This is a genomic window from Flavobacterium alvei (genome assembly GCF_002920895.1).
GTDB lineage: Bacteria > Bacteroidota > Bacteroidia > Flavobacteriales > Flavobacteriaceae > Flavobacterium > Flavobacterium alvei.
The window spans coordinates 154178-169831 of sequence record NZ_PQVG01000007.1 but is presented as its reverse complement, the minus strand read 5'-3'; the positions used below and the strand labels follow the sequence as shown (position 1 = coordinate 169831).

Here is a 15654-nt window from a genome sequence, read left to right as displayed (position 1 = left end):
ACAAGTAAGATAAAAAATACTGTTTACTGGTTTTTCTTTTTTTTTAACTAAGAATTTGTGTTGTCTGTTTTTACAAAACCGCCACGATTTTCAACTTGGTCGATAGATTGCTGAACGATTAAAGTTCCAATGGTGATCAAGTTTTGCAATTCACACAAGTCGGCATTAATTTGATATTTATTTATTTTTTCTTCGATTTCAGTTTTCCAAAGGGTTAGTTCTTCTTTGGCTTGAAGCAAATCGGCGTCATTGCGCACAATTCCAGCATTTTGACGCATCAAAAGTTGTAATTCTGTTTTTCTTTTGGCAACATAATCTGGATTGATGGCTGGTTTTTCAATTAATTTCCAATCGGTCACTTTTCCTTCGAATTGGTTTTTTTCGAAAGAAGTAGTAGCCAAATAATTAAAAATTTTATCCGAATAAACTAGGGCTTCTAACAAAGAATTGGAGGCTAATCTGTTGGCTCCGTGCAAGCCAGTTCTGGAACATTCGCCACAGGCATATAAATTTTCGACCGAAGTTTTACCCATTTTATCCACCACAATTCCGCCACAAAGATAATGTTGGGCTGGAACCACCGGAATCCAATCTTTAGACAAATCGATTCCAATGCTTTTGCAACGCTCATAAATCATTGGGAAATGTTTGATGAAACCATCCATATCCAAATGTGAACAATCGAGATAAACACAATCGTCACCCGATTTTTTAAGTTCTTTTTCGATGCATTGAGAAACAATATCACGCGAAGCAAGATCGCCTCGAGAATCATAATCGGGCATAAAACGATGACCGTTTTTGGTACGCAAATAAGCCCCAAAACCACGAACGGCTTCCGAAATCAAAAAGGATGTTCCAGTCGAAGCATCGTATAAAGCAGTGGGGTGAAATTGTATGAATTCCATCTCTTTGATTACTGCATTAGCTCGATAAGCCATTGCAATCCCATCGCCAGTTGCAATGACAGGATTGGTGGTATGACCATACAGATGCCCAATTCCGCCAGTAGCAAGTAGAGTAAAATCGGATTTAAATGTCAGGATTTCATTGGTTTTTTCGTCTAAAACATAAGCTCCTAAACAACGATTGTTTTCGGTAATTAAATCAATGGCTAAATGGTAATCTAAAACGAGAATATTTTCTTTTTGATGTACTTGATAGGATATGGCACGCTGAATTTCTTGGCCAGTTTGATCCTTGTGATGCACCACTCTATTTTCTGAATGGCCGCCTTCTTTTCCTAAATTTAAGGTTCCTGCAGCATTTTTGTCGAACTTTGCTCCCCATTCAATTAATTCTTTTAATCGTTTTGGACCTTCGGTAATCACCATTCTTACTACTTCTTCGTCACACAATCCATCACCACAAATTAGGGTGTCTTCGATGTGTTTTTCATAGGAATCGACAATTTTGTCCGTCACGATTGCAATGCCACCTTGAGCATATTTAGTGTTGGATTCGTCTGCATTGGCTTTGGTTACAATCGTGACTTTTTTGTCTGGAAATTGTTCTGCAATTTTCAGTGCAAAGGTCAGTCCGGCAACGCCAGAGCCTATAATCAAGTAGTTGGTTTGGATCATTATTTAGATAATTCTAGCATTCGTTCAATAGGAATTAATGCTTTTTTCATAACTTCATCAGGAACAGAAATTTCGGGTGTTTCGTTTAACAAGCAATCATATACTTTTTGCAAAGTGTTCATTTTCATATACCCACATTCGCTGCAAGCACAAGTGTTGTCTTCGTTTGAAGGTGCAGGAATTAATATTTTATGAGGAACTTCTTGTTTCATTTTGTGAAGAATTCCCGCTTCAGTGGCAACAATAAATTTCTGACTTGGATCTTTCTTTACAAATTCAATCATTCCAGCAGTCGAACCGATGTAGTTGGCCGTTTTTAGAATATGGGTTTCTGATTCTGGATGCGCTATGATTTTTGCGTCGGGATTTTCTTTGTATAGAGAAATTAATTTGTCTAAAGAAAAAGCCTCGTGAACCACACAGGAGCCATCCCAAAGTAGCATTTCTCTGCCTGTTTGTTCTATTACATATTTTCCCAAATTTTTATCTGGAGCAAATATGATAGGTTTGTCTTTTGGAATAGATTTTACAATTTTAACTGCATTTGAAGAAGTTACAACAATGTCAGTCAGGGCTTTAACTTCGGCAGAACAATTTACATAAGTAATCACAATATGATCAGGATGTGCCTTAGTGAATTTTTCGAAAGTATCCGCAGGACAAGATTCTGCAAGAGAACAACCTGCTTTCAAATCGGGAAGGATTACTTTTTTGGAAGGATTCAAAATTTTTGCGGTTTCGGCCATAAAATGAACTCCTGCAAAAAGGATAATATCAGCATCTACTTTCGTTGCTTCTTGTGATAATCCTAAGCTATCTCCTACATAATCAGCAACATCCTGAATATCGGCTTCTTGATAATAGTGCGCTAAAATAACCGCATTTTTCTCTTTCTTAAGTTCTAATATTCGTTCTTTAAGATTTTTCATTCCTAAGTCAATTTTGTAATCCTGTTTTATGGATATTATTTTTACAAAGATACAATTATTTGAAAGACAAAAAACTCAATTTAAGTACGGTATTTTCTGCATTCTCATTGGATTTAACAAATTTTAGGCATAATGTATTATTTGAGAATTTCGCATATGATAAATATCAGTTTTTGTGTTAATTACATTTACGACATTTGCAGCTTAAACCATATAACAAAAATAGTTAAGCAGATGATGACAAATAAACAGTTACATACTTTTCATATTCCAGTTATGGGATTGGCTTTCACCATTGATAGCCCAATTCGAGTAGCAAAATACGGAATATCATCAGTTATAGCACTTGCAGATGATGAGCTTATTGAAAAAATGAGAGCTTTTTACAGCGAAAAATTCGACGTTCCTTATCAAGAAATAACAAAAAAAATTCACGATTATCGTGCCGAAAGGATTACTTCTTATTTGAACTTGGTTGATAAAATCGTAAAAGAAAAATTCGAGAATTTCAAGACAGAATTGTCAGAAAGTAAACTTGCATTAGAAAATTACATAGCAATGTTGCCCAACAAATCCGAAATCAAACAAGGGTTAGAACACTTCTTGGAAGATGGAATCGCCTTGAAAGAAAATGTTCTCAAATATCTGGAAGAAAATCTTTATCCTGGAGATATTGATGTGAATATTATGACCAAATTAGATAAAGATAACTTTATCAATAACGAGCAATTGCCAGTAGAATTCAATGATGCGCATGCTGCTCTTCGCGGGTTTGCTAATAGTAATTTGTCTTCTTCAATCGTATTGTCAGCAGGGATGAATCCTAGATTATTTGCTTATTTCGAAAGTTTTCCTTGCTTTTTTCCAGATGCCAACAATCAATTGAAAAAGAAAATTATTCTGAAAGTGAGTGATTATCGTTCGGCAATGATTCAAGGGAATTTCTTGGCCAAAAAAGGGCTTTGGGTTTCAGAATATCGTATAGAATCAGGGTTGAATTGTGGCGGACACGCTTTTGCAACAGATGGGATTTTATTAGGGCCAATTATGGAGGAATTTAAACATAAAAAAGACCAATTGGTGCAATCGGCTCACGATATTATGGTGAAAGCCTTGGCGCAAAAAGGAATGCACACTCCTGAAACTCCTTTGGAATTGAAAATTACAGTTCAAGGTGGTGTAGGAACTTCAGAAGAGCACGACTTTATGTTGGATTATTATAATGTTGATGCTGTGGGTTGGGGAACACCGTTTTTGCTAGTTCCAGAAGCCACTTCAGTAGATGTAGAAACAAGAGAATTATTGCGAAATGCCAAAGAGGATGATTTGTATTTGAGTCATATTTCGCCTTTGGGAGTTCCATTCAATACTGTTAGAGGAACCTCAAACGAGATGTTCAAACAAAAGCGTATTGACGATGATAAAGCAGGAAGTTCTTGCCCTAAAAAGTTTTTGGCGTTAAGCAAAGAATTTGGGCCCGAAGGAATTTGTACTTCTTCAAAGAAATACCAAGACGTAAAATTGGATGAATTAAATGAAATAAAAGAAACTTTAACTCAAGAAGATTATGATAAAAAGAAGTTCGATATTACCGAAAAAGCTTGTCTTTGCGTAGGTCTTGCCAATGCTTCTTATTTGGAAAATGATATTGAGATAAAAGGTCAGGCTCAGGGTGTGATTGTTTGTCCAGGTCCTAATATGGCTTATTTTGACAAAGAAGTTTCGCTTTCTGAAATGGTTCGACATATTTATGGCAATTTCAATGTAATGACCGATTTAAATCGCCCCAATTTATTTGTCAAAGAATTGAAAATGTATATCGATTATTTGAAAAATGACATCAAAAACATATCGTCTGAGATTAATGCTTCGCAAGTGAAAAAGTTAAAAGCTTTTAAAAGTAATTTGTTAGAAGGTATAGCTTTTTATCAAAACTTTTTTGCAAACACCCATTATTTCGAAAATAGTATCAAAGAAATTCAAAACCAATTGGAGTTTTATACCAATGAATTGCTTGGAGTAGAAGTGCCAGAATTAGTGGTTGCTTAAAGAGGTTTCTTTATATAAAATCAAACTCGCTTATTTATAGGCGAGTTTTTTTTGCTTTAATTTCGTTTATAAACTTGATTTAAATCAAAAAAGATTCGCCTGAATTCACATCAAGCACAAGTTCTTCGAGGCAAGTGCTATCGAGCATTTTGGCTAAATCATTTCTAATACTCTTGAATTTTTTGTTAAGAGGACAAGGATGTTGATCACAACAATGATTTACACTTAACCCACAACTTTTAAAAATAGAATCCCCATCAATGGCAATTACAATTTGAGCAAGATTGATTCTTTTGATATTTTCTTTTGGAATTTCAAAACCGCCACCAATTCCTTTGATAGAGTGAACAATTTCTTTTTTGGCCAAAATCTGCAAGATTTTTGCTGTGAAAGACTTTGGCGAATCGATATTTTCGGCAATGTCTTTTATCGTAACTCTTTTGTCTTGATAGGATTGTGCGGCTATAAAAATAGAAGCACGAATGGCGTATTCACAGGTTTTTGAAAACATAATTTTTGTATTAAATTAATTTAAATACTTTATTCTCTTAGAACAATTTGTATCGTATTGGTTGATAATTTTTCGGCATCAATTCTGTTGTTCGATCGTTCCAATTTTGAAAGTGTTTCAACATCGTTTTTGAAGTATTGAATATAATAATTGCCAGAATAGTTTTTGCTTTCCAAAAAACGAATCATTTCCTTTAAATCTTCCTCTAACAGCAATTCTGAATGATAGGTTGTTCTGACTTCAAAAGGAATTTTGGCTTGTAGAATTAAGTCAAATGTTTTTTCGAAAGTATCATACAAATTAGATTTGGTAATGGCTTTAAATTTTGATTTTGGTGCCTTAAAATCTAAAGCGATGTAATCAATACGGTTTTTGCTTAGCAGTTCTTGCATAACTTCGGGCGAACTTCCATTGGTGTCGATTTTAACCAAAAAACCCATTTTTTTGACTTCTGTAATAAAGGAAATGATTTTTTTATGCAATAAACATTCGCCTCCACTGAAAACAACGGCGTCTAATAAATTTTTTCTGGTGTGCAGGAACGAAAGTATTTTTTCGAAAGAAAGACTTCCTTTTCCGAGTACAATTTCTGGATTATAGCAATACAAACACCGCATATTGCAGCCTGCAAACCAAAGAATGCAGGCCGATTTATGAGGATAATCTAATAAGGTGAAAGATGTTAAGCTGTAAATAGGAGTACTAACACTTACCTTCGGTAAAATGAGTTCGTTGTTTGTGTTCACCTTTTTTGCCAATATTAAAACTTTCTACGGGTCTGTGATAGCCCATTACGCGTGTGTAAACCAAACATTTGGTTCTCAAATGCTGATTTTCTTCTAAAATAGGATTGGTTTTTGTTTCTGTTTTCATATGTTTTTGGGTTTAATGTTGTTTTGATTTTTCTTTTTTTAAGGTGTCATATTGAATTAGGGCATCATCACATTTTGGGCAATATTCGTGTTCTCCATTCAAATAGCCGTGAACAGGACAAACGCTAAATACAGGAGTCACTGTGATATATGGCAATCTAAAGCTTGAAACTACTTTTTTGACAAACTGTTTACAAGCTTCGGGCGAACTCATTTTTTCGCTCATATACAAGTGCAAGACGGTTCCTCCTGTATATTTGCATTGTAATTCATCTTGCAAAAGCAAAGCTTCAAAAGGATCGTCAGTATGATCTGCTGGAATTTGTGAACTGTTAGTGTAATAAATATTTTCGTTTTGCCCAGCTTGAATAATATTTGGAAAACGTTTTTTGTCTTCTTTGGCAAAACGATAAGTTGTTCCTTCGGCGGGTGTGGCTTCAAGGTTGTATAAATTGCCTGTTTCTTCCTGAAATTCTTTCATTCGATTGCGAATATGATCCAAAATTTCTGATGCAAAATCAATTCCTGTTGTCGATGTTACGGTGTCTTGTTTTCCAGTAAAATTGACAATCATTTCGTTGATTCCGTTAACACCAATGGTTGAAAAGTGATTTCTAAAATGTTTCAAATAACGTTTGGTATAAGGATATAGTCCGCGATCGTACATTTCTTGAATGAACACACGTTTTTTCTCTAAAGTCGATTTGGAAATGTATAATAATTTGTCTAATTGTTTGAATAATTCGACTTTGTTTCCTCTGTACAAATACCCCAATCGTGCCATATTTATGGTTACAACACCAATACTTCCAGTCATTTCGGCACTTCCAAAAAGACCATTTCCGCGTTTTAATAATTCACGCAAATCGAGTTGCAAACGACAACACATACTGCGAACAGCATTGGGTTTATAGGCGTTTTCATTTTCGACTTTATCTCCATTTTCATCTAATTTGTATTGGCTTCCGATGAAATTTTGAAAGTAGGACGAACCAATTTTTGCGGTATTTTCGAAAAGTAAATCGGTATTTTCGCCATCCCAATCAAATTCTTCGGTGATATTTACCGTTGGAATTGGAAAAGTGAAAGGTTGTCCGTTAGCATCGCCTTCGGTCATTACGGTATAATACGCTTTGTTGATGAGGTTCATTTCCTTTTGAAAATGCTCATAACGTAAATCCGTAACTTTAGTAACGCCACGTTCTTGCGCTCTTACCAAAAGATCATGATTGAAATTATTTTCGAAAAAATGGAAGTCGTTTTTTGTTGGAATTTGAGTTTTTAAATCTTCTGGAACAACCCAATCCAAAGTGATATTGGTAAAAGGTGATTGTCCCCAACGTGCCGGAACATTCAAATTATAGACAAAACTACGAATGGCTTTCAACACATCATCAAAAGATAAATCGTCCTTGAAAACATAAGGAGCTAAATAAGTATCAAACGAACTGAATGCCTGAGCACCAGCCCATTCGCTTTGCAAAATTCCCATAAAATTCGCCATTTGTCCTAAGGCTTCTCTAAAATGTGAAGGTGCTTTGCTTTCGACACGACCCCGAACTCCGTTGAAACCTTCGTTAAGCAAAACTCGTAAACTCCAACCTGCGCAATATCCCGTCAAACAATCTAAATCGTGAATGTGAACATCGCCATTTCTATGAGCATAACCCTCTTCTTTGGTATATACTTTGTCTAACCAATAATTGGCAATGATTTTTCCCGCTACATTATTTACCAAACCCGCATTAGAATAAGAGGTGTTTGCATTTGCATTGATGCGCCAATCCGTTTGCTCAATATATTCGGCGATAGTTTGTGAACTGTCAACATAAGTTGTGTCTTCATTGAGACCTTCAACGTGTTCCCGTTGTAATTTTCGGGTGTGACGGTACAACATAAAGGAGCGCATTACTTCGAAATACTGTTTCTCAAAAAGGCACTTCTCAATTAAATCCTGAATTTCTTCGACTGCCCAAGTTTCTTTGTATTGCAATCCTTTGATTACATTTTCAAAAACACTTTCATCAAATGCTACGGTAGCACTTTTAAAACTTTTTGCGATGGCATCTTCAATTTTGAAGCTTTCAAACGGTTTGTAATCTCCGTTCCTTTTGATAACGTACTTTTCCATAGTAATTACTGATTTTTTTGGTTATAGGTTGGGTTGTTGTTTTATTCTTCGGTAGAGAAAAATTTTTCTAAAGCTTTGGCTTTTGGAAACAGGATATTGTTTTCTAAATGAATGTGTTTGTGTAAATCTTGTTCAAATTCTTGTAGTAAAGCATAGGTTACACGGTAGGTGTTGCAAGCATCTTCTGGTGGGGTGTAATTATTGGTCAAGACAGCAATTCTTCTAAAACGTTCGCCTTCAAAATCGTGTTCTTGCATCATAGCAGCGATTGGGTTTTTTATTGTTCCAAATTGAGGCTGGGAGACAGAACCATGATTTTTTGTACCATTTATCATTTCTTTTACGAAGGGAAACAAAATCAATTCTTCTTTTTTCATGTGTAATGCTAATTCATGTGCACTACTTTTGAAGAGTTCATTTATTTCTAATAACTCGGGATGATTGCTTCCGTGAACATTGCATAATTTATCTAAAAAAGGAATCAAATCTTGGGTTTTTTCTTCAACAAAACGGTGATGCGTTTTCTCTATATAATCTACTAATAAATCTAAAGGCCAGGAGTTAAAATCTATTCCTGATTCGTTTTTACTAGCAAAAACTGCGTTCAATTCATCTAATAAAACAGCTTCATTTATTCCCTTTTTTTTGCAAACTTCATCGATAGTTTTTTGACCTTTGCAGCAAAAATCAATTCCATATTTTGTAAATATTGAAGCTGTTCTAAAATCCTTGGCGACAAAGTCTCCAATAGTAGTTATTTCTTGTAAACTCATGATTTTTTATTTAATAGAGGATTTAATTTCAATGGATTAGGAAAAAAAATAACCTCTTTTTTTCGACTATAATGTTACAGATTAAAAGCATTATTTCATATGATTTAAATCATATTTCTTTTTATTTATCATTTTTTTATTAACACAAGGTTGATAAAATTAAATCCTACTCCGCATCAATTTTCAAATTTTTTTATTGAAAATTTTATCTAAATAAAATTCTCAATAAATATGATTGGAATCATAAGACGCAAAATATTTCGATACTTACTTTGCATAAAATAAATAATGGATGATTTTGTCCGCTATTTAAATAAGTAAATTTATTAACTAACAAAAAACTGATAATTATGCTTTCAAAATCACAAGCAAGAGCATTTTTTCTGGGAGGAACATTAGTCACCTTTTTAATTTTTATAGGGTTGACTATTTATTCGTTTATGCCCAGTAATGATCAAACCAATTACGCTTCAATCGACAAGAATGTTGTGAGAGGAAAAGAAATCTGGGAATCCAACAATTGTATGGGTTGTCATACCATCCTAGGAGAAGGAGGGTATTATGCTCCGGAATTAACCAAAGTCATCGACCGTCGAGGTGATGCTTATGTAAAAATTGTATTGATGTCTAAACAACCTTGGCAACCTCGTGGACGAAAAATGGTGGCTTACGGAATGAACGAAGCCGACGCTGATGCCGTTGTTGCTTACTTCAAATGGATTGGCAAAATCGACTTAAATGGTTTCGATCGAGTGGTTTCTCCTTTATCTAAAGTTAAAAATTAAATTATCGTATTATGAAATATAAATCACAAAAAGTAGCCTATTGGTTTTTTGCATTGTGTATGCTTTTGTTCTCCTTGCAAATTATCTACGGCTTTATTATGGGCTTCGACCGTATCGGAATTCAAGGATTGCACGAAATTATTCCTTTTAATGTCGCCCGTGCGGTGCATACCAATTTATTAGTTGTTTGGTTGTTAACTGGTTTTATGGGAGCAGCTTATTACATCATTCCCGAAGAAGCGCAACGCGAATTAATTAGCGTAAAATGGGCTTATGTTCAGCTTATTTCCTTGGCGGTTGTTGGTGTTGTAGCCGTTGTCGGTTTTCACCTAAACCATTGGGAAGGAAGAAAATTTCTTGAAATCCCAAGAGAATTAGACTTTTTAGTAGTAATAAATGTATTGCTTTTTCTTGGGTTAATTCTAGGAACGCTATTCAAAGGAAAACGTCAAACCACGACAGCTTTGGTGTTGTCAATGGGATTGTTGTTTGCAGCATTACTTTATTTACCCGGAATGATTTGGTTTGACAGTCAGGTTATGGATTCCTTCTTCCGTTGGTGGGTAGTTCACTTGTGGGTTGAAGGTGTTTGGGAATTGATTATGGGAGGAATTCTTTCGTTCTTGTTAATCAAATTGACGGGAGTCGACAGAGAAGTGATCGAAAAATGGTTGTATGTCATCGTTGGATTAACCTTCCTTTCGGGAGTTTTGGGAACAGGGCATCACTATTATTATATAGGTGTAAATAAAATTTGGTTGATTGTGGGTGGTATTTTCTCTGCTTTGGAACCTTTGGCTTTCTTGGCAATGGCATTGTTTGCCGTGAATATGTATCGAAAAGGCGAAAAAAGTCATCCCAACAAAATCGCTTTATTTTGGACTATTGGTTCAGCTATCGTTTCTTTTATTGGAGCTGGATTACTTGGTTTTGCACACACGTTGCCACAAGTAAATATTTACACACACGGAACCTTGGTAACGGCAATGCACGGTCACTACGCATTTTGGGGTGCTTATGCAATGATCGTTTTTGCCATAATTAGTTATGCGCTTCCTAATCTAACGGGTCGAAAACGTTACGATAGTACCCAAGGTCATTTGGCTTTTTGGTTGTCCAATATTGGAATTTTGGGAATGACGGTAGCCTTTGGTGTTGCTGGTGTTGCCCAAGTATATTTGGAACGAAAAATGAAAATGGAGTATGGTGATGTTCAAAATGAAATTGCCGTTCACTTTGTGGTGCTTCTTATTTGTGCCACCTTGTTTACAGTGGGAATTAGTATGTTCATCTACGATTTCATAAAATACGGCCGACCTACAGACGAAGCTTTGGATGAAAACCAATAAAACAGACATTAATTAATTCAATAATTGCCCGCCAGAATCCTTTAATTTCCCTTTTTAGAAATGCATTTCCAAAGAAAAGACGGTTAATGGGTTCTGGTTTTTTTAAAATAAAATAAAATGTTAGAAAACACACCTTATTATCACGCTGTGGGAAAAGAAATTGAAGTCTTTAACCAAGCGTATAAAAACAAAATCCCTTTTCTGTTAAAAGGCCCAACAGGTACTGGAAAATCTCGTTTTGTTGAATATATGGCGCACCAATTGAATAAAAATATTATCACCATTAGCTGTCACGAAGAAACGTCATCGACCGATTTGATTGGACGATTCATCATCAAAGGTGCTGAAACGATTTGGCTCGACGGGCCATTGACAACTGCGGTAAAAGAAGGTGCCATTATTTATTTAGATGAAATTGCCGAAGCGCGTCCTGATGTAATTGTTGCCATTCACTCCTTGACGGATCACAGACGCGAACTTTTCATCGACAAATTAGGCGAAACGGTAAAAGCCCACGACGATTTTATGTTGGTTGCTTCCTTTAATCCGGGCTACCAAAGAGGTTTTAAGGAATTGAAACCTTCAACGCGGCAACGATTTATTGCGGTTTCTTTTGATTATCCCGAACCAAAAATTGAGATTGAAATTTTGATTAATGAAACCAATATTGACCAAGACACTGCCAAAAAACTGGTTGCCATTGGTAACAAAATCAGAAACTTGACCGAATTAGGGTTGACCGAAACGGTTTCGACACGACTTTTGGTCGATGCTGCGAAAATAATTCACAGTGGATTACCCAAAAGATTGTCCGTTCACGTCGCCATCGTAGAACCTTTGACCGATGATTTGCAAACCGTGGAAGCACTGAAAGATTTGTGTAATTTGATGATATAGTAAAAGTGTTTATAGTTTGTTGTTTTAAGAACCACAAACCATAAACTAAAAACCACAAACTTTTTAAAAATGGGTTTCGAAATTGATGAATATATAGTTGGAAAATTTTTCAAGCATTTAAAAAGGATTAAAAAAATAAATCCTGAAATAAGTGCCAGAACTATTTCTTTGAATGACCTTAAGCCACGATTGACTATTTTGGCACGAGCATTTACAGGAAAACCTATCGAAATTTTCCCAGCAGAACGAGAAGGTGGTTATAAAAACAATAATTTTTTCCTTCCCATTTCCTTTGCCGAATTTTCAACTATTGAAGAAAATCGAAAATTTTACCTTTTCAGGATTTTATATTTAATTATTCAGCAACGTTTGGATTTGAATTGGAAAGCATCAGAAACAGAGCAATCATTATCTCTTTCGCAGCAAAAAGCTGAAGAAACATCCCATCAAATTTTATCTGTTTTATTCGAAGAATTTCCGATTACAAAAGAAATTTACAACAAAGCAAAACGGCATTTTGAACAAAAAATTGATTCAAAAATCGGCGTTGACTATTCGTGGATTTACGGAAAATGGATGCGAAATGAAACAGAGCAAAAAACAGATTCGGTTCTTCAAAATTTCTCGGATAAAACCAAAAAAGTCAATGAAAATAAAGCTTTGACCACTCTAAAAGCAAAAGCAGTGGAAGAAGTGATTACGGTTGAATTAGATAAAAAACAACAGGAAGATTATGTCTTGTTGCACAATTTCGAAAAAGCGGAAACCGCCGAAGAGTTCAACGGAACTTGGCGCGATTTTGATGGTTCGGACGAACTTGAAGACCATCAGGAAGCATTGGAAGCATTGAATATGAAATTCACCGTTCGGGTCGATGACACTTCGCATTCGGTTTATCAAGCCGATTTTATCGAAAATACAAGCATTTCAGAAAGTGCCGAACTGGATGACAAAGGGTTTCATTTGACTTATGACGAATGGGATTTTAGCAAGCGAGTTTACAAAGAGAATTTTTGTAAAGTGTATCCCAAATCACAACAAAAAACAGACAGTAATTATTATAAAAACACGATAACCAAAAATGCTTCAACGCTGATGGGTTTGCGCAAAATGTTGACCAATGTAAACAACAAAATGCAACAGCAAAGACGCCAAACACAAGGCGATGAGTTCGATATTGACGCCATCACGGATTTGTATGTCGATGTGCATTCGCAACGTACGCCTTCGGAAAAAATATATGTTTCGAATCGAAAAAAAGAAAAAGATTTATCCATTTTAATTCTGTTGGACATTAGTCTTTCCAGTGATGGATATGCCGCTGGAAACCGAGTGATTGATGTAGAAAAAGACGTTTCGATTCTCTTTGGAGAAATTTTGAATGAATTCAATATCGATTTTTCGATTGATAGTTTTTATTCGAAAACGAGAAATTTTTCTACGTATTTAACCTTGAAAGATTTTGACGAAAGTTGGTCTATTGCCAAGCATAAAATAGGAGCAGTGGAACCCAATGGCTACACCAGAATTGGAGCTGCTTTGCGTCACGCAGGAGCAAGATTGGACAAAAGAAGTACTAAAAACAAATGGGTTATCCTGATTTCGGACGGAAAACCCAACGATTATGACAAATACGAAGGCAAGTACGGCATAAACGACGTGAAACAGGCACTTCGGGAACTCAACGGAAGAAATATCAATTCCTACGCATTGGCTATTGAAGCAGAAGCCAAATATTATTTGCCTCAAATGTTCGGGCAAAATCACTATCAAATCCTGACAACACCAGTCGAATTGTTGCAGTCGTTAGTGAAATTATATGAGAAAATTAAACATCAAAAATAAATTATTCTAAACCATTAAGATATTAAGTTTCATTAAGAACGACACAGAAATCTAAATTCTTTAAACTTTTAATGGTTCAAAAAACTAAAATAAACACAAAATGTACGATAAAGCAAATACAACAGCACTTCCCGAAGGACATCCGGTGAGTATTTACTACCAGGAAAGAGAAATAATAGTTGGGCTTTTAGAGGAAATAGCAACGGTAGATCCAAAAGAGGAATTTCAGAAATACACGAATATTTTCAACCAATTGCAAACCATCGAAAAGCGATTTGCCCGAAAAGAAAACCAACTTTTTCCCTTTTTGGAAAAAAAAGGATGGAATGGCCCATCACAAGGAATGTGGTCGTTTCACGATAATTTGAGAGAGCAATTTAGATTGTTGCGCAAGAATATGGATGCCGCAGCGTATGACAAAATAAAAACGAACACCCCATTTTTGGTCGAAGGTATTTATCGATTGATGGGAGTCGAAGAAAATGTTTTGTTTCCCAATGCTTTGGAATTACTTGCCGAAGAAGACTGGATTTCGATGCGCAAAGGCGAAGAAGAAATAGGTTGGATGTTGGCGGAAACTCCAGCGCCTTTCCCAGCCGTGGAATACATTCACCCAAGCGAGGATTTTACCAAAAGAGAAATGACATTTTCCCTCGAAAACACTTCGCATTATGATGAAGGCTATATGACGGTGGAGCAAGTGAATCTGCTTTTGAAAACGATGCCTTTGGATTTAACTTTTGTGGATGAAAACGACAAAGTGATTTTTTACAATCGAGGTGAAGAACGAGTTTTTCCTAGAAGTGCTGGAATCATTGGTCGTGAAGTGAAGTTTTGTCATCCGCCAAAAAGTGTTGGAACGGTTCTCAAAATCATTGAAAGTTTTAAAAACGGCACTCAAAACGAAGCTTCATTCTGGATTAATTTCAAGGAGAGACTGATTTACATCCGCTATTTTGCTGTTCGCGATGCCGATAAAAATTATAAAGGCGTGATAGAACTATCGCAAGACATCACGGATATCAAGAAAATTGAAGGCGAACAACGATTGTTGGATTGGGAATAAACAAAAAATGAACACATTAAAAATCAATTACAAAAGCATCTACTATCCCCCGGGAGGAATTTTGATGTGGATTATTATTTTCTTGGAACTGTTCACTTTCGGGATGGCGCTTGTGGCTTTCGTGTATTACGGCAATCAAGAACCCGAATTGTTTCATCAATCTAGGTTGCAACTCAATACCGCATTTGGAGCGATAAACACCGTTTTTCTGTTGACTAGCGGATTGTTTATGGCGGCTGCGGTTCACGAATTCAAGGAAAAAAATATTCAAAAATCGTCTTTCTATTTCAAATTGGCGATGTTAGGAGGATTGTTATTCATTGTTTTAAAAAGCATTGAATATTATCACAAAATCGAAGCTGGAATTTCATTAGAAACCAATATGTTTTTCAGTTTTTATTGGATGCTAACCGCATTTCACCTGATTCACGTTTTGGTGGGATTGGTGATTTTGGCTTGGACTAACAAAGGAATGACCCAGCAAAATTCTGACACTTCTGTCGAAGATGTCGAGGCTTGTGCCGCATTTTGGCATATGTGCGACTTGATTTGGCTGTTGCTGTTCCCCGTTTTATATTTAATTTTCTAACAATGAAAAAATCTTTCATTTTCACCTACTTTTTACTGTTGCTTCTTACGGTATCGACTGCATTAATAGCTTCTTCGGGCACAATTTCTAAAGGGTTTGTTTTTCTAATTATGGGGATTTCGGCAATCAAATTTTTGTTGGTTGCGTTCCAATTTATGGAATTAAAAAAAGCGAATTCTTTTTGGAAAGTTAGTTTGATACTAACTTTAGGATTACTTATAATTTTGATTGTATGTTTGAAGTGAAAATATTAACAAAAAGTTATAAAAAATGAT

General features: G+C 35.5%; 15 protein-coding genes. 8 read left to right on the top strand and 7 right to left on the bottom strand.

The genetic code is table 11. The features are described from left to right. Positions 1 to 47 precede the first annotated feature (47 nt). Positions 48 to 1583: an L-aspartate oxidase gene (gene nadB / locus C3L50_RS13110; RefSeq protein WP_103806631.1), complete on the bottom strand. Its 1536-nt coding sequence runs from the start codon at positions 1581 to 1583 to the stop codon at positions 48 to 50. Further along, entirely contained in the window at positions 1583 to 2512 is a 930-nt protein-coding gene (gene nadA / locus C3L50_RS13105; protein WP_103806630.1) for a quinolinate synthase NadA, read from the bottom strand. Before nadA ends, nadB begins: the two co-directional genes overlap by 1 nt. Positions 2513 to 2749: 237 nt before the next feature. On the opposite strand from nadA, the gene C3L50_RS13100 reads away from it, so the two are divergent. After that, positions 2750 to 4561 (top strand): hypothetical protein, encoded by a 1812-nt coding sequence (locus tag C3L50_RS13100; RefSeq protein WP_165784018.1) that lies wholly within the window; start codon positions 2750 to 2752, stop codon positions 4559 to 4561. A gap of 79 nt (positions 4562 to 4640) precedes the next feature. Here the strand turns inward: C3L50_RS13100 and C3L50_RS13095 are convergent, their stop codons facing one another. Genes C3L50_RS13095 through ric form a run of 5 tightly spaced genes read right to left on the bottom strand, consistent with a single transcriptional unit; the run spans position 4641 to position 8848 of the window. Then, positions 4641 to 5072, bottom strand: coding sequence for an RrF2 family transcriptional regulator (locus tag C3L50_RS13095; protein ID WP_103806628.1), 432 nt, complete (start codon positions 5070 to 5072; stop codon positions 4641 to 4643). Between the two features lie 29 nt (positions 5073 to 5101). Further along, positions 5102 to 5818 carry an anaerobic ribonucleoside-triphosphate reductase activating protein gene (locus C3L50_RS13090; RefSeq protein ID WP_103806627.1) on the bottom strand — a complete coding sequence of 239 codons (717 nt, stop codon included), beginning with the start codon at positions 5816 to 5818 and terminating at the stop codon, positions 5102 to 5104. Continuing rightward, positions 5775 to 5945 carry an anaerobic ribonucleoside-triphosphate reductase gene (gene nrdD, locus C3L50_RS16630; protein ID WP_108723451.1) on the bottom strand — a complete coding sequence of 57 codons (171 nt, stop codon included), beginning with the start codon at positions 5943 to 5945 and terminating at the stop codon, positions 5775 to 5777. Before nrdD ends, C3L50_RS13090 begins: the two co-directional genes overlap by 44 nt. Positions 5946 to 5957: 12 nt before the next feature. Then, the gene (locus tag C3L50_RS13085; RefSeq protein WP_103806626.1) at positions 5958 to 8075 is read right to left on the bottom strand and encodes a ribonucleoside triphosphate reductase; all 2118 of its coding nucleotides are present in this window, start codon (positions 8073 to 8075) and stop codon (positions 5958 to 5960) included. A gap of 41 nt (positions 8076 to 8116) precedes the next feature. Beyond that, positions 8117 to 8848, bottom strand: coding sequence for an iron-sulfur cluster repair di-iron protein (gene ric / locus C3L50_RS13080; RefSeq protein ID WP_103806625.1), 732 nt, complete (start codon positions 8846 to 8848; stop codon positions 8117 to 8119). 350 nt (positions 8849 to 9198) lie between these two features. On the opposite strand from ric, the gene C3L50_RS13075 reads away from it, so the two are divergent. The 7 genes from C3L50_RS13075 to C3L50_RS16625 all read left to right on the top strand — a co-directional run bounded on the left by C3L50_RS13075 (position 9199) and on the right by C3L50_RS16625 (position 15624). Continuing rightward, entirely contained in the window at positions 9199 to 9633 is a 435-nt protein-coding gene (locus C3L50_RS13075; RefSeq protein WP_103806624.1) for a c-type cytochrome, read from the top strand. Positions 9634 to 9644: 11 nt separating this feature from the next. Next, positions 9645 to 10982 (top strand): cbb3-type cytochrome c oxidase subunit I, encoded by a 1338-nt coding sequence (locus C3L50_RS13070; RefSeq protein WP_103806623.1) that lies wholly within the window; start codon positions 9645 to 9647, stop codon positions 10980 to 10982. Between the two features lie 117 nt (positions 10983 to 11099). Continuing rightward, positions 11100 to 11879 carry a CbbQ/NirQ/NorQ/GpvN family protein gene (locus tag C3L50_RS13065; protein ID WP_103806622.1) on the top strand — a complete coding sequence of 260 codons (780 nt, stop codon included), beginning with the start codon at positions 11100 to 11102 and terminating at the stop codon, positions 11877 to 11879. Positions 11880 to 11948: 69 nt separating this feature from the next. Continuing rightward, entirely contained in the window at positions 11949 to 13724 is a 1776-nt protein-coding gene (locus C3L50_RS13060) for a nitric oxide reductase activation protein NorD (protein WP_103806621.1), read from the top strand. 100 nt (positions 13725 to 13824) lie between these two features. After that, on the top strand, positions 13825 to 14790 hold the full coding sequence (locus C3L50_RS13055; protein WP_103806620.1) for a DUF438 domain-containing protein: 966 nt from the start codon (positions 13825 to 13827) through the stop codon (positions 14788 to 14790). Between the two features lie 7 nt (positions 14791 to 14797). Beyond that, positions 14798 to 15379, top strand: a complete 582-nt coding sequence (locus tag C3L50_RS13050; protein ID WP_103806619.1) for a cytochrome c oxidase subunit 3 — start codon at positions 14798 to 14800, stop codon at positions 15377 to 15379. Positions 15380 to 15381: 2 nt separating this feature from the next. Then, positions 15382 to 15624, top strand: a complete 243-nt coding sequence (locus C3L50_RS16625) for a cytochrome C oxidase subunit IV family protein (protein WP_103806618.1) — start codon at positions 15382 to 15384, stop codon at positions 15622 to 15624. The last annotated feature ends 30 nt before the right edge of the window (positions 15625 to 15654 follow it).

Coding starts and splice junctions, on each gene's coding strand:
- nadB (WP_103806631.1), bottom strand. CDS start 1,583: ATGATCCAAACCAACTACTTGATTATAGGCTCTGGCGTTGCCGGACTG.
- nadA (WP_103806630.1), bottom strand. CDS start 2,512: ATGAAAAATCTTAAAGAACGAATATTAGAACTTAAGAAAGAGAAAAAT.
- C3L50_RS13100 (WP_165784018.1), top strand. CDS start 2,750: ATGACAAATAAACAGTTACATACTTTTCATATTCCAGTTATGGGATTG.
- C3L50_RS13095 (WP_103806628.1), bottom strand. CDS start 5,072: ATGTTTTCAAAAACCTGTGAATACGCCATTCGTGCTTCTATTTTTATA.
- nrdD (WP_108723451.1), bottom strand. CDS start 5,945: ATGAAAACAGAAACAAAAACCAATCCTATTTTAGAAGAAAATCAGCAT.
- C3L50_RS13085 (WP_103806626.1), bottom strand. CDS start 8,075: ATGGAAAAGTACGTTATCAAAAGGAACGGAGATTACAAACCGTTTGAA.
- ric (WP_103806625.1), bottom strand. CDS start 8,848: ATGAGTTTACAAGAAATAACTACTATTGGAGACTTTGTCGCCAAGGAT.
- C3L50_RS13075 (WP_103806624.1), top strand. CDS start 9,199: ATGCTTTCAAAATCACAAGCAAGAGCATTTTTTCTGGGAGGAACATTA.
- C3L50_RS13070 (WP_103806623.1), top strand. CDS start 9,645: ATGAAATATAAATCACAAAAAGTAGCCTATTGGTTTTTTGCATTGTGT.
- C3L50_RS13065 (WP_103806622.1), top strand. CDS start 11,100: ATGTTAGAAAACACACCTTATTATCACGCTGTGGGAAAAGAAATTGAA.
- C3L50_RS13060 (WP_103806621.1), top strand. CDS start 11,949: ATGGGTTTCGAAATTGATGAATATATAGTTGGAAAATTTTTCAAGCAT.
- C3L50_RS13055 (WP_103806620.1), top strand. CDS start 13,825: ATGTACGATAAAGCAAATACAACAGCACTTCCCGAAGGACATCCGGTG.
- C3L50_RS13050 (WP_103806619.1), top strand. CDS start 14,798: ATGAACACATTAAAAATCAATTACAAAAGCATCTACTATCCCCCGGGA.
- C3L50_RS16625 (WP_103806618.1), top strand. CDS start 15,382: ATGAAAAAATCTTTCATTTTCACCTACTTTTTACTGTTGCTTCTTACG.